12 protein-coding genes are annotated in these 13,681 nt (G+C 75.1%); 6 read left to right on the forward strand and 6 right to left on the reverse strand.

Translation table 11 applies throughout. From position 1 onward, the window contains the following. Window positions 1–210 precede the first annotated feature (210 nt). Window positions 211–1,533 carry a GAF domain-containing protein gene (locus H9657_RS11880; RefSeq protein ID WP_191783621.1) on the reverse strand — a complete coding sequence of 441 codons (1,323 nt, stop codon included), beginning with the start codon at window positions 1,531–1,533 and terminating at the stop codon, window positions 211–213. Window positions 1,534–1,682: 149 nt separating this feature from the next. Between H9657_RS11880 and H9657_RS11885 the strand changes: the two genes are divergently transcribed. From H9657_RS11885 to H9657_RS11900, 4 genes are all read left to right on the forward strand, one after another. Next, window positions 1,683–2,288, forward strand: a complete 606-nt coding sequence (locus tag H9657_RS11885; protein WP_191783622.1) for a TetR/AcrR family transcriptional regulator — start codon at window positions 1,683–1,685, stop codon at window positions 2,286–2,288. A gap of 212 nt (window positions 2,289–2,500) precedes the next feature. After that, window positions 2,501–3,550: a class I SAM-dependent methyltransferase gene (locus tag H9657_RS11890; RefSeq protein ID WP_318241460.1), complete on the forward strand. Its 1,050-nt coding sequence runs from the start codon at window positions 2,501–2,503 to the stop codon at window positions 3,548–3,550. A 167-nt stretch (window positions 3,551–3,717) separates the two neighbouring features. Then, window positions 3,718–4,800 (forward strand): lytic polysaccharide monooxygenase, encoded by a 1,083-nt coding sequence (locus tag H9657_RS11895; RefSeq protein ID WP_191783623.1) that lies wholly within the window; start codon window positions 3,718–3,720, stop codon window positions 4,798–4,800. A 260-nt stretch (window positions 4,801–5,060) separates the two neighbouring features. Next, complete coding sequence (locus H9657_RS11900; protein ID WP_191783624.1) at window positions 5,061–6,983, forward strand: NHL domain-containing thioredoxin family protein; 1,923 nt, start codon at window positions 5,061–5,063, stop codon at window positions 6,981–6,983. Between the two features lie 16 nt (window positions 6,984–6,999). On the opposite strand, the gene H9657_RS11905 is transcribed toward H9657_RS11900, so the two are convergent. Beyond that, window positions 7,000–8,439 carry a GGDEF domain-containing protein gene (locus H9657_RS11905; protein WP_225215215.1) on the reverse strand — a complete coding sequence of 480 codons (1,440 nt, stop codon included), beginning with the start codon at window positions 8,437–8,439 and terminating at the stop codon, window positions 7,000–7,002. 229 nt (window positions 8,440–8,668) lie between these two features. Between H9657_RS11905 and H9657_RS11910 the strand changes: the two genes are divergently transcribed. After that, window positions 8,669–9,859 (forward strand): lytic polysaccharide monooxygenase, encoded by a 1,191-nt coding sequence (locus H9657_RS11910; RefSeq protein ID WP_191783626.1) that lies wholly within the window; start codon window positions 8,669–8,671, stop codon window positions 9,857–9,859. Between the two features lie 134 nt (window positions 9,860–9,993). Here the strand turns inward: H9657_RS11910 and H9657_RS11915 are convergent, their stop codons facing one another. The 3 genes from H9657_RS11915 to H9657_RS11925 all read right to left on the reverse strand — a co-directional run bounded on the left by H9657_RS11915 (window position 9,994) and on the right by H9657_RS11925 (window position 11,722). After that, entirely contained in the window at window positions 9,994–10,221 is a 228-nt protein-coding gene (locus tag H9657_RS11915) for a hypothetical protein (protein WP_191783627.1), read from the reverse strand. Window positions 10,222–10,265: 44 nt separating this feature from the next. Continuing rightward, on the reverse strand, window positions 10,266–11,303 hold the full coding sequence (locus tag H9657_RS11920; protein WP_191783628.1) for a chymotrypsin family serine protease: 1,038 nt from the start codon (window positions 11,301–11,303) through the stop codon (window positions 10,266–10,268). A 191-nt stretch (window positions 11,304–11,494) separates the two neighbouring features. After that, on the reverse strand, window positions 11,495–11,722 hold the full coding sequence (locus tag H9657_RS11925) for a DUF6458 family protein (RefSeq protein ID WP_191783629.1): 228 nt from the start codon (window positions 11,720–11,722) through the stop codon (window positions 11,495–11,497). A gap of 184 nt (window positions 11,723–11,906) precedes the next feature. On the opposite strand from H9657_RS11925, the gene H9657_RS11930 reads away from it, so the two are divergent. Beyond that, the gene (locus H9657_RS11930) at window positions 11,907–12,458 is read left to right on the forward strand and encodes an NUDIX domain-containing protein (protein WP_191783630.1); all 552 of its coding nucleotides are present in this window, start codon (window positions 11,907–11,909) and stop codon (window positions 12,456–12,458) included. Between the two features lie 19 nt (window positions 12,459–12,477). Here H9657_RS11930 and H9657_RS11935 read toward each other — a convergent pair whose 3' ends face one another. Next, complete coding sequence (locus H9657_RS11935; protein ID WP_191783631.1) at window positions 12,478–13,503, reverse strand: LacI family DNA-binding transcriptional regulator; 1,026 nt, start codon at window positions 13,501–13,503, stop codon at window positions 12,478–12,480. Window positions 13,504–13,681: the final 178 nt, after the last annotated feature.

Below are 13,681 nucleotides of genomic sequence, written 5' to 3' on the forward strand. Positions count from 1 at the left end.
ACTCACGGTAGTGCGCGGACCGTTGCACGACCGTTGCACGACGGGATCCGTCACGGCCGGGTCCTCCGAAGGGTCGCGCGGTGCCCCCGCGCCGGTCAGCGCCGCTTCCCGGGCGCGCGCGCCGACGTCCGCGCCAACCGCTTCGACGACGCCGCGAGCGGCCCGCCACGCCCGGGGCGCGACGAAATCCGTCGCCGCGGCGTGCGGGGGTCAGCGCAGCGCGCGGTCGAGCTGCGCGAGCCGGGTGTGGGCGCGCAGGTGGGCGGCCGACCCGATGGGGGCGACGCGCGCGAGGGTCTGCCACGCCTGCCAGTCGTCGGCCCCCTGCTCGCTCGCCGTCCAGCGCGCGACGAGGTCGGGGTCGCCGGACGCGAGCGCCGCGGCCCGCACCTCGTCCTGCACCGTCTCGCGCAGGCGGGCGACGCCGGGTGCGGCGGAGCGCGGCAGCACCGAGCCGGCGTAGGCGCTCAGCGCACCCGCGACGTCCCCGACCGCGAGCGACCCGCGCACGACGTCGACGTCGGTCTCCAGCGGGGCGGTCAGCCGGTACGGGCGGGACTCGGACAGCAGCGGGCCGACCAGCCGGCGCAGGCGGGAGATCTCCGCGCGCACGGTGACCTCCGACAGCTCGGACTCGGACAGCAGCACCGCGAGCTCGTCGCCGCGCAGTCCGGCCGGGTGCTCGGCGAGCAGCAGCAGGATCTCGGCGTGGCGGCACGTCAGGCGCCGCCGGCCCGTCGGCAGGTGGAGCGTGCCGCCGTGCGCGCCGAGCACCGCGAGCCGCGCGCCGGGTGCGGTGGCGGAGGTGGACGTGAGGGTCGCCTCGATCGCGGCGACGGTGGCGCGGACCAGGGCGAGTGCCATCCAGGACGCGGCGTCGTCACGGCCCGTGACGTCGAGGACGCCGAGCATGCGCCCCTGCGGGTCGTGGACGGGGACGGCGGCGCAGTTCCACGGGTGCACGACCCGGGCCCAGTGCTCGGCGCCCATCACCTGGAGCGGGCGGCGCGTGGCGAGGGCCGTGCCGAGCGCGTTGGTGCCCACGGCGTCCTCGCGCCACGCGGCGCCCTCGACGAAGCCGACGTCGTCGAGAGGGCGTCGCAGGTCGTGGTCGCCGTCGACCCACAGCAGCCGGCCGGCCTCGTCGCTGAGCGCCGCGACCCAGCCCGCCTGGGGCTCGACGAGCAGGCGCCGCACGATCGGCACGGCGCCGGACAGCGGGTGCGAGCTGCGCAGCTCCGCCAGGTCGGAGCCGCCGATGTCGACCGGAGGAGTGGGCAGCTCGGGGTCCACGCCGACGCGCCGGCTGCGGCGCCAGGAGTCGGCCACGATCGGCCGGACCTGGCGGTCGGGGTCGCCCCCGGACGTGACGAAGCGCTCGTGGGCCGCGCGCACGAGCGCCGTGGGCCGGTCGCTCGGCTCCGTCGCGTGCCAGTCACCGGGGCGCGCGGCGGGGATGGGCGCGGGCACGGTGCCGACGCGCGCGGGGCCCTGGAGGCCCCCCGCGTGCGCGGGGTGGGCGTGTCGGCTCATGCGTTCGGTGCTTCCGTCTGAGGGCGTGCAAGGTGACGTTGAAGGCATTGTAGGCGAAAGCGACGAACCGCCGTGATGAATGTCACATTTCTCATGACGGGGTCATGGGGGGCCGCGAGTTTCCTGACATTGCGTGCGATGATGTCAGCATGCCGAAGATCATCGGGGCGTCGCTGCACGAGCACCGCGAGCAGACACGTCGTCGTCTGTTCGACGCCCTGTCCACGCTGATGAACGAGCGGGGCTTCGACGTCATCACGCTCGCGGACATCGCCGCCGCCGCGGGCGTCGGGCGCACCGCCGTCTACAACCACTTCCCGGACAAGGAGTCGCTGCTCCTCGGGTTCATCACCCACGAGACCGAGCAGTACGCCGCCGGGCTGCAGGCCTCGCTCGACGACATCGACGACCCGGTCGAGCAGCTGCGCGCCTACGTCCGCGCCCAGGCCTCGCTGACGCGGGTCTACCACGTCGCCCCCGGCCCGGAGCTGCGGTCGGTGCTCTCGCGCGGCGCCCAGCAGCGCGTCCGCGAGCACGTCGGCGTGGTCGAGCAGATCCTGCGCCGCATCCTCGACGCCGGCATCGCCTCGGGTGCGTTCCCGGACCAGGACCTCGCCACGACCGTCCCGCTGGTCAACGCCTGCCTCACGGGGCGCGGCCTGCCCGAGGGCGGGGAGGAGCGCGAGCACGCGATCGCGCAGACCGAGGCGTTCGTGCTGCGCGCCGTCGGCGCACGCGTGCCGGTGGCGGCCTGACCACGCGGCGCGGCGGGCGCCCCGGTCCCACCCGCGGTGGTGACCGGCCCGCCGCCGCGAGCCGCGCGTGGCGCGACCGGCAGACCGACCGCCGCACCTCCGGACCCCGCACCGCCGGCCGCCCGGCAGCGCCCCGGCCGCCCGCCTCGACGCCGGTCGAGCTGACGTACCTGCCCGGGCTGCGCGACGTCCTCGCCGACGAGGTCGCCGACGTGCTGCCCGGCGTCCGGGGCGTGCGCGACGTCCCCGGCCGCGACGACGCCCTCGCGCTGACGCTGCCGGGCCCGCTCGCCGCCGTCACCGGGCTGCGGACGGCCGTGGCCGCGTGGGTCGTGGTGCACCTCGACGTCCCGCGGCCCAAGTCGTTCACCAGCCCCGAGCACATGGGCCGGATCGTCGACGCGGTGTACGCGTCGCTGCGCGTCGCGGGCTCCTCGACGTTCCGTTTCGAGGCCGCCGGTGCCGACTCCGCGGTGTTCACCCGGCTCGCGGGCATGCTGCACGAGGCGACGGGCCTGCAGCACGACCCGGACGAGGGCGACCTGGTCGTCCGCGTGCGGCGCGGTGCGCGGCCCGCCGCCGGACGAGCGGGAACGGCGGGACGCCCGGGCGGGCGCACGGCCGAGGTCGACCCCGGCTGGGACGTGCTCGTGCGCGTCGGCCCGCGGCCCCTGTCCGCGCGCACGTGGCGCGTCGCCGACTTCCCCGGTGCGGCCAACGCGACGATCGCCGCGGCCGTCGCACGCCTGGCGGGCGTGCGCGCCGAGGACCGGGTGCTCAACCTCATGGCCGGGTCCGGCACGCTGCTCGTCGAGCGGCTGCTCGCGGGGCCGGCCGCCGGGGCCGTGGGCGTCGACCTGGACGCCACCGCGCTCGACGCCGCCCGCGCCAACCTCGAGGCCGCCCGGCTGCTCGCGCGCCCGCCCCGACCGGTCCTGCTGCGCGCCGACGCCACCGACGCGGACGCGCTGGCCGCGGCCGTCCTCGGCCCGCTGGGCGGACCCGCCGACGTGGTGCTCGCCGACCCGCCGTGGGGCACGCTGCACGGCTCGCACGCCGACGCGCCGCGGCTGCACGCCGGCCTGCTGCGCGCGGCGCACGCCGTGAGCGCACCGGGAGCCCGGCTCGTCGTGCTGACGCACGAGGTCAAGGTCATGGAGCGCGTCGTGCGTGACGCGTCGGACCTGTGGCTGCCGCGGTCCGCGACGCGGGTGTTCGCCAAGGGGCACCACCCGCGCATCCACGTGCTCGACCGGCGCTGAGCCCGGGACCCAGGTCCTGCTGAAACGGTTAGCACCCTCGCGTCGGGGCAGTGCAGGCCGCACGGTGGTCGAGCCCTCGCGCTCACCGTCGCCGGTCGGTCGCATCGATGCGACCGGCGGGCGTCCGCGGACGGTAGCCGTTCGTCACCGACCCCCAGGAGACATGCATGTCCATCCGCACCAGCAGCCGGCTGGGCCGCCTCGCCAGGCTCGCCCTCGCCATACCGCTTGCGCTCGCGGCCACCGGCCTCGTCGCCACGTCGGCGTCCGCCCACGGGTCCGTCACCGACCCGCCGTCCCGCAACTACGGCTGCTGGGACCGCGAGGGCGGCACGCACATGGACCCTGCGATGGCGCAGCGCGACCCCATGTGCTGGCAGGCCTTCCAGGCCAACCCCAACACGATGTGGAACTGGAACGGCCTGTTCCGTGAGGGTGTCGGCGGCCGCCACGAGGCCGTGATCCCCAACGGTCAGCTCTGCTCCGGCGGCAAGACGCAGAACGGCCTGTACGCGTCGCTCGACACCCCCGGCCCGTGGATCATGAAGACGGTCCCGACCTCGTTCAAGCTGACGCTCACCGACGGCGCCAAGCACGGTGCGGACTACATGCGGATCTACGTCTCGAAGGCCGGCTTCGACCCGACCACCGAGGCGCTCGGGTGGGACGACCTCGACCTCGTCAAGGAGACCGGCCGCTACGGCACGACGGGCCTGTACGAGACCGACCTGAACCTCGCGGGCCGCTCGGGCCGCGCCGTCCTGTTCACCATCTGGCAGGCCAGCCACCTCGACCAGCCGTACTACATCTGCTCGGACATCAACATCGGTGGCACGGCGAGCACTCCCACGCCGGCCCCGACGACGCCCGCGCCCACGACGCCGGCGCCCACGACGCCTGCGCCGACCACCCCCGCACCCACGACGCCGGCGCCCACGACGCCCGCGCCGACCACCCCGGGCCCCCAGCCGGGCAACGGTGCCTGCACCGCGACGGTGAAGGCCTCGAGCTCGTGGGGCAACGGCTGGCAGGGTGAGGTCACCGTGACGGCCGGCTCGTCGGCCATCAGCGGCTGGAAGGTCACCATCGGTGGCGCGACCATCACGCAGGCGTGGAGCGGCTCGTACAGCGGAGGAACGCTGACGAACGCCGCGTGGAACGGGTCGCTCGCGGCCGGTGCCTCCACCACGGCCGGCTTCATCGCCTCGGGCACGCCCGGCACGCTGACGGCCACCTGCGCGACGGCCTGACGCACCCCCTGACCCGTCGGTTCGCACCGACGGCAGCACCACCCCGCGGGGGCACGACCCACGGGTAGCACGGCCCTGACGGCCGGGCACAGCCACCCCTCCGGCTGCGCCCGGCCGTCGCACGTCTGCCCCCCTCGCGTCCGCCGCGGGCACGTCCGCCACGGGAAGTGGTCACATGTGCGACCACGTCCGCGCGGCGGGCCGTGAGATGTGACCACATTCGTGCGGTGCGACGTGGGCACGCGAGCACGTCGGGGAGAATGTCGCGCGTGACGTCGACCTCCGCACCGCGACTGCCCCGTGTCCGCGCGTCCGAGCTGGTGGGACGCGGCTGGCTCAACACCGGCGGCAAGGACGTGACCCTCGCCGACCTGCGCGGCAAGGTCGTCGTCCTGGACTTCTGGACCTTCTGCTGCATCAACTGCCTGCACGTCCTGGACGAGCTGCGGGAGATCGAGGAGCGGCACCGCGACGTCCTGGTCATCGTCGGCGTGCACTCGCCCAAGTTCGTCCACGAGGCGGACCCGGTCGCGCTCGCGGCCGCCGTCGAGCGGTACGAGGTGCACCACCCGGTGCTCGATGACCCGGACCTGGTGACGTGGCAGGCGTTCACCGCGCGCGCCTGGCCGACGCTCGTCGTCATCGACCCCGAGGGGTACGTCGTCGCGCAGATGGCGGGCGAGGGGCACGCGCACGCGGTCGAGACGCTGGTGAACGAGCTCGTCGCCGAGCACGAGGCCAAGGGCACGCTGCACCGTGGCGACGGCCCGTACGTCGCCCCGACGCCGCAGCCGACGACCCTGCGGTTCCCCGCCAAGGCCGTCGAGCTGCCGGGCGGGTCGTTCCTCGTCGCCGACGCCGGTCACCACGCGCTCACCGAGGTCGCGGCCGACGGCGAGACGCTCGTGCGGCGCATCGGGTCGGGCGAGCGCGGGCTGGTCGACGGGGGCCCGGACGTCGCCCGGTTCAGCGAGCCCAACGGCCTGTGCCTCGTGCCGGACGAGCTGCGGGAGCGGCTGGGCTACGACGTGCTCGTGGCCGACACCGTCAACCACGCGCTGCGTGGCGTGCGCCTGGCCGACGGGCACGTCACGACGGTCGCCGGGACCGGTGAGCAGTACATGGTCGGTGCGGTCGACAACGTCACGCCGCTCGACGGCGGCACCGCGCACCCGGTCGAGGGCGGCGTCGGCGACCGGTGGCCGGCGCGGCAGGTCAAGCTGTCCTCGCCCTGGGACGTCGTGTGGTCGCCGCAGCTCGCCGCGTTCGTCGTCGCCATGGCGGGCAACCACACGCTGTGGACGTTCGACGCCGAGCAGGGCTCGGTCACCCACCTCGCGGGGACCATGAACGAGGGCCTCGTGGACGGTGGGCCGGAGCAGTCGTGGTTCGCGCAGCCGTCGGGGCTGTCGGTCGACGCCGCCGGGCAGGTCTGGCTGGCCGACGCCGAGACGTCCGCGCTGCGTCGGCTCGACCCGGCCGACGCGCACGTGCACAGCGTCGCCGGGACCGGGCTGTTCGACTTCGGCCACCGCGACGGCGCCGCGGAGCAGGCCCTGTTCCAGCACCCGCTGGGCGTCGCGGCGCTGCCCGACGGGTCGGTGCTGGTCGCCGACACCTACAACGGCGCGCTGCGGCGCTGGGTCCCGGGGCAGGACGGCGGCACGGTCTCGACGCTCGCGACGGACCTCGCCGAGCCCAGCGGGCTCGTGCTCCCCGCGGGCGACCCGGACCACGTCCTGGTCGTCGAGTCCGCCGCGCACCGGCTCACGCGGATCGCGCTGCCCGCGGGCGCCGGCACCCAGGTCGACGGCGGCGCGCACCGCACGCAGCGGCCCGTCACCGAGATCGGGACCGACGTCGCGCTCGAGGTCGTGTTCCACCCGGCGGCCGGGCAGAAGCTCGACGACCGGTGGGGCCCGTCGACGTCCCTGCAGGTCTCGGCCACCCCGCCGGGGCTGCTGCTCGACGGCGCCGGCGACGACGTCGCGCTCACGCGCACGCTGCGGCTCGACCCGAGCGTGGGCGAGGGCGTCCTGCACGTGACCGCGCGCGCCGCGAGCTGCGACGCCGACCCCGCCATCGAGCACCCGGCCTGCCACCTGGCGGCGCAGGACTGGGGCGTGCCGGTGCGCGTCGTCGAGGGCGCGGACGCGACGCTCGTCCTGCCGCTGCACGGCTGACGCCGGCGCCCAGTGCTCAGGGCGCCCCGACGTCCAGGATCGCGATCGCGACGAGCGCGCGCAGCGCGGTCTGCACCTGGCGTCCCGTCGACGCGGCCGCGGCGACGGCGATCTCGACGACCCACTCGTCCCGGTCGAGCGTGATCAGCCGGGTCTCGGAGGAGTCGGCGGAGCTGCCGCCGCGCGCGACGGTCGTGAACGTGTCCGACCCGGGCATGCGCTCGCGCACCGCCCACGAGTCGCCGCCGAGCGTCTCGGTCGCGGCCGCGGCGAACGCGCACAGCCGCGGCACGACCGCGGGCGCAGCGGCGCCGATGGCCACCGCACCGCTGGCGGTGAGCCGCTCGACGGCCTGCACGGGGTCGGAGATGGGCGGGGTCGTGCGGGCGCGGGCGCGGGCCCGGCGACGCTTGGCCTGGTACTGCGCCTGGTCGGCGCGGCGGAACAGGTGGCGTGCCTCGACGGACCCCATGACGGCGGTCGACGCGATGCCGTAGGAGATGGCGGCGCCGTGCGGCAGCGGGAACTTCGCGACCGTCGTCGCCATGGTCGTCGCGACGACCTCCCGCGGCTGGTCGACCGTCACGAGGCAGAACTCGTCGCCGCCGATGCGTGCCGCCGTCGCCCCCGCGATCGCGTCGGCCGCGCGGCGCAGGACGTCCGCGACGGCACGCAGCAGGTCGTCGCCCGCGTCGTGCCCGAGCTCGTCGTTCACGCGCTTGAGGCCGTCCACGTCGCACATGACGACGCAGGTCTCGCGTCCGGACGCGAGCGCGACCTCCGCGGCCTGGTCGGCGGTGCGCCGGTTCGCCAGCCCGGTGAGCGGGTCGTCGGCGATGATGTGCCGCATCTGCTGCTCGAGGTCCACGCGCGCGATCGCGCCGGCGGCGAGCGCCGCGAGCACCTCGGCGGTCGCAACGTCGTCGGTGTGGAACAGCGGCACGTCGAAGTCGCGCACCACCGAGATCTGGCCCCACACGACGTCGTTGACGACGACGGGCGACGTGAGCGCCGACGCGGCGCCGACCTCGCGCAGCAGCTCCACCTCGACCCGGTCGCCGGCCGACGTGTCGCCCGGGTGCACCGAGCGGCCCTGCGCGTCGAACGCGTGCGCGAGCCAGCTCTCGCGGTTGCGCAGCAGCGCGCGCAGCGCGGGGCGCTCGTCGGCGCGGTACGTGGTGCTGAGGAACTGGTGCCAGCGGGGGTCGTTGCTGGGCGGCTCGAGGTGCACGACCCGGCAGGTCTCCTGGGTGATCCGGGCCACCGCGCAGGCGTCCGCACCGAGGACGTCGACCGCGGCCTGCGCGGCCGCCGCGACGACCTCCTCGACGTCCCGGCAGGCGTCGAAACGGTGTGCGGCGACGGCGAGTCCGCGCACGCCACCGAGGTCCGCAGCCGAGAGACCACCTCGGTGCGCACCCTTGGCGGTCGAGCCCCTGCGCGTCACGCTGCCCATCATCGGGCCTCGACCCCCGATCCGCCGAGTGCCGTTCGTGAGAGGTCGGTGAGATCACTCGTCCGCGTGGTGCCCAGGCACGCCCCGCGGAGGGGGTATCGCACGTGCTGGAAACGTTTCGGAGCCTTGTCCGACCGCACGGCGGTCCGCACGCTGGGCGCGAGACTGCACCAGCAGTGCCCGCCCCCTGCGGCAACGACCGCCGCTCGTGCGAGAGGGAACCCCCCACATGCCCCGACACCGCTCGACCCGTCGCACCCTCGCCGGCCTCGCCGCCACCGCGGTCGTCGCGACCGCTCTCGTCGCCATCCCCACCGCCGCCCAGGCGCACGGCGGGCTCACCAACCCCCCGACGCGCACGTGGGTCTGCTACCAGGACGGGCTCGCGGGCGGCCAGGCCGCGGGCGAGGCCGGCAACATGCGGCCGACCAACGCGGCCTGCAAGAACGCGTTCGCCGACAACAGCTACGGCTTCTACAACTGGTTCGGCGACCTGCTCGGCACCATCAACGGCCGCCACGAGACCATCGCCGACGGCCAGCTCTGCGGCCCGGACTCGAAGTTCGCCGCCTTCAACACGCCGTCGTCCGCCTGGCCGACCACGCGCGTCACCCCGGGTCAGACGATGACCTTCCAGTACGCCGCGGTCGCGCGTCACCCCGGGTACTTCACGACGTGGATCACCAAGGACGGCTGGAACCAGAACGAGGCCATCGGCTGGGACGACCTCGAGGCCGCGCCGTTCGACCGCGTCCTCAACCCGCCGCTGCGCGAGGGCGGCGTCGCCGGGCCCGAGTACTGGTGGAACGTGAAGCTGCCCTCGAACAAGAGCGGCAAGCACGTCCTGTTCAACATCTGGGAGCGCACGGACAGCCCGGAGTCGTTCTACAACTGCGTGGACGTCGACTTCGGTGGTGGTGGCGGTGTGACGCCGACGCCCACGCCGACCCCGACCCGCACCGCGACGCCGACTCCCACGCCGACCCCGACGCGCACCGCGACCCCCACGCCGACCCCGTCGGTCACGCCGACGCCGTCGGTCACCCCGTCGTCCACGCCGTCGCCGACCCCGTCGGTGACCCCCACGCCGGACGTGCCCGACGACTCGGTCTGCGAGCTCGAGGTCGACACGACCAGCTCGTGGCAGGGCGGGTTCCAGGGCAACGTCACCGTGTTCAACGCGACGATGGAGCCCGTGAACGGCTGGGAGGTGAAGTGGAAGTTCGCCAACGGCGAGTCCGTCCAGCAGTCGTGGAGCAGCGTGACGACGCAGTCCGGCTCGACCGTCACCGCGAAGAACGCGGCGTGGAACTCCACGATCGGCCACCACAACGCCGTGACGTTCGGCTTCATCGGCTCGGGGACGCCGAAGCAGGTGACGGACGCGACGCTCAACGGCCAGCCCTGCATCATCCGCTGACGTCCGGCGGCTGACGACGGCGACGCGCTCGCACCCTCCGGGGTGCGGGCGCGTCCGCCGTTCCGGGGCCCGCTGGGGCAGGGTCGCCCCGTCAGACCTGGGCCGTCAGCCCTGGCCTCGTCAGCCCTGCCTCCTCAGCCCTGGGCGGTGATGGGACCAGAACGGCGGACGTGGACGTTCACGCCCCGCACGGTCCTCGGGACGTCCGCGCCCCGCGCGCGTACCGCGTCGTCCTGGACGCGGACGAGCACGCCGTAGCCGTCGGCATCAGGAGCGATCCCGATGGCCGTCACCCCGGGGCGCCCCGCGAGGGCGGTCTTCAGCTCGTCCTTGGCTCTGCGTGCCTCGTCCAGATCGGCCACTGCGCACCTCCCGCGTCTCCCGGGTGCGCGGGGCGGTGCTCGCGTCAGGCGAGCAGCGTCGCGTCGAGCGCCCCGAGGACGGCATCGATGGGGTTGACGTAGGTCAGCCCGCGTCCATTGTCCCCCCCGATCTCCGACCCGGCAAAGAGCAGTCCCAGCGCGACCCCGTCCTCGCGGTAGACGAGCGAGCCGGAGTCGCCGCCGCGGGAGAACGCCGCGGTGCCCGTGCCCTCGATCTCGATCTGGTCGTCGAACCGCAGGTCGCCCAGCTCCTCGCCGTAGCCGACGACGACGTCGTCCAGCTCGATCGCGGTGACGCGCCCGCTCGTCACGGCTGTCGTCCGCCCGATCTTGGCGACGAGCTCACCGCCGAGCGCGCGGGCCGTCGTCGTGATGCGGCCCACCGGGTACGTCGCGTCCACGTCCGCGTCGTCGAGCAGGGCGATCGCCGCGTCGACCGTGGCGGTCGTGCCGGCGGCGAGCGGCACGGCCGCGGCCAGCGTGCCGACCCGGTCCGCGGGTGCGCGCCCGCCGTCGGCCGGGCCCGGCTGCAGGATGAGGTCGCCCGGACGCGCGACGGGCGAGCCCGCGAGGACGTGGTAGTTCGAGAGCGCGTGAACGACGCCCCCCACCTGCACGAACGCACCGAGCGTGCCCGCGGTGACGTCGACGTGCGCGATGGAGACGCCGGGGCGCAGCGGGCGCACGCGGCCCGTCTCGCCCAGTGCCTGGGCCGTGACGACGGGCGGGCGCGGACCGGGGACGGTCGGCCCGTCGGTACCGACGCCCGACCGGTGCCCGGCCCCGGCGAGGGCGCGGATCCGCCCGGTGCGGCGCAGGTCGACGACCTTGCCGACCTCGCCGATCTCGGCGGCGACCTGGTGGGCGAGCGAGCGCACGCCCGGCAGCCCGAGGCGGTAGCGCAGCGCGATCCCGTAGCTGCCGTCCGGGCACGGCGCGAGCCCCACGGCCAGCGGCGCGACGCTGACCTCCGCCGAGGCGGAGTGCACCGCGCCCCCCGCGAGCGTGCGTGCCACCGCCACGGCGTGCGCCTTGGCCTCGCGTGCCTCGTCGTGGTCCATGCGTCCCCCTTCGTCGTCACCCCTGGCACCGCGCGCGGTGCTGCTGCACGCGGGGCGCCCATTGTGTCCGTTGCGTCCGACATGCGCCGCCCGTGCCCGCCGTGCGGACGCGCGCCGGTGGCTGCGGACGCGACGACGCCCCGCCCGGTGGTCCGGTGCGGGGCGTCGGTCGAGCCTCGGGGCGGGGGTCCTCAGACCGTCGGCGGGAGCGGGGGCTCCTCACGGTGCTCGACGACCTGGCGGTGCGTGGTGTTGGTGCGCTGGGAGTTGAGCGCGATCGCCAGGATCAGCGCGAGCACGCCGGCGCCCATGCAGATGTAGCCGATGACCGTCAGGTCGATGCCCTCGAGCCGGTCGGAGATGCCGAACGAGAGGATCGCCCCGATCACCAGGAGTGCGATGCCGGTACCGATGCCCATGTCGCTCCTTCGTCGTGCGTCGGTGCAGGCCACCGTGGCCCACCTGGTTGGCGAGTCTGGTGCCAGGCCGCCGGTCCCGCACGTCGAACGGCTGCGCCGGGGCGCGTCCGGGTGACGCCGTGACCTTCGGGTGTGCGCCGTGGTGCGCCCGGGGAGGGGGGCGTGCAGGGGTAGGTTCGCCGCCATGAGCTGGCGGACCGTGACCTCGCGCGTCGTGTACGAGAACCCCTGGATCACGGTGCGGGAGGACGACGCGGTCGCGCCGGACGGCCGGCCCGCGCTGTACGGCGTCGTCGAGCTGCGGCCGTCCGTGTTCGTCGTCGCCCTCACCGACGACGACGAGGTCGTGCTCGTCACGACCGACCGCTACACGACCGGCCCGGCGTCGGTCGAGGTGCCCGCGGGCGGCACCGACGGTCAGGAGCCGCTGGTCGCGGCGCGGCGCGAGCTCGCGGAGGAGACCGGCCTCGCCGCGCGCGACTGGACGCACGTCGGCACCCTCGACGCCCTCAACGGGGTCGCGCGCGCGGTCGAGCACGTGTTCGTCGCCCGCGGCCTGTCGCCCGTCGCCGACGCGGGTGCGACCGCCCACGAGCAGGCGGCCGAGGGCATCACGGCGGTCCGGGCCGTCCCGCTGCGGGACGCGTTCGCGATGGTCCGCCGGGGCGAGATCCGCGACGGCGAGACGGTGGCCGCGCTCGCGCTCGCGGGCCTCCACCTGGGCCTCCTCGCCTGAGGGCTGCAGGCGGGCCCGGTCAGCGCGCCGGCGCCGCGGTCGAGCAGCGCACGACGAGCGACGTCGCGAGCTCGATGTGGTGGGAGTCGGGCACGCGCCCGTCGGCCATCGCCACGACCGTCCGCAGCGCGACGCGCCCGATGTCGTGCAGCGGCTGGTGGACGCTCGTCAGCGGCGGGTTGGCCCACGCCGCCACGTACGTGTCGTCGTACCCGACGACCGACAGGTCCCGCGGCACGGTGAGGCCGAGCAGGCGCGCGGCCTCGAGGACGCCGAGGGCCTGCGCGTCGCTGCTGGCGATGACCGCGGTCGGCGGGTCGTCGAGCCGGAGCAGGGCGTCGGCGGCCTGCAGCGCGGCGTCGTGGTCGAACGCGACGTGCCGGACGAGCGCGGCGTCGACGGGCACGCCCGCGCGCTGGCACGCCGAGCGGTAGCCGTCGACGCGCGCGACCGCGCTCATCGATGCCTCGGGGCCGCCGATCATCGCGATGCGCGTGTGACCGAGGTCGAGCAGGTGCTCGGTCGCGGTGCGGCCGCCGGTCCAGTTGGTCGCACCGATCGACACCAGCTCGGGCGTCGTGAGGTGCAGCGGGTCGACGACGACCACGGGCAGGCGCGCGCGGGCGATGCTCGCGTACGTCGTGCCGGTGACCTGGCCGGTCACGACGATCGCGCCGGTGCGTCGCGCCGCGACCAGGCGCCGGGTCCACGTGGACGCCGCCTCGGGACGGTCGCCGCCGCCGCGTCGCAGGCGCGAGACGGTGACGTCGACGTCCGCCTCCTCCGCCGCGAGCGTGACGCCGCGCAGCACCTCCATGGCGTACGGGCTGTCGAGCTTGTCGACGAGGAACTCGACGGTGCGGCGCAGCTCGACCTGCCGGACGCCGGGCGGGCGGTAGCCGAGGTCGGCGACGGCCGCCTCGACGCGCTCGCGCGTGGCGGGGGCGACGTCGTGGCGGTTGAGGACCTTCGACGCCGTGGCGATCGACACGCCGGCGCGCTCGGCGACGGCCGTGAGCGTCGGGCGACGCGCGGGAGCAGGCATCGGGGTCCTTTCCGGGTTCGTCGTGAACGTAGCCCCACGTCACCGAAAAACTCAAGGTCCGTGGACGGCGTGGTGCAGGGCGTTCCAGGCCTGTGAACAGGCGTTGACACTCGTGGCGTCGAAAACTAGCGTGATCCGCGCAGCGGCGAGAGCCGAAAAGTTTTCGACGACGAGGACA

This window comes from Cellulomonas avistercoris (genome assembly GCF_014836445.1).
Taxonomy (GTDB): Bacteria; Actinomycetota; Actinomycetes; order Actinomycetales; family Cellulomonadaceae; genus Cellulomonas; species Cellulomonas avistercoris.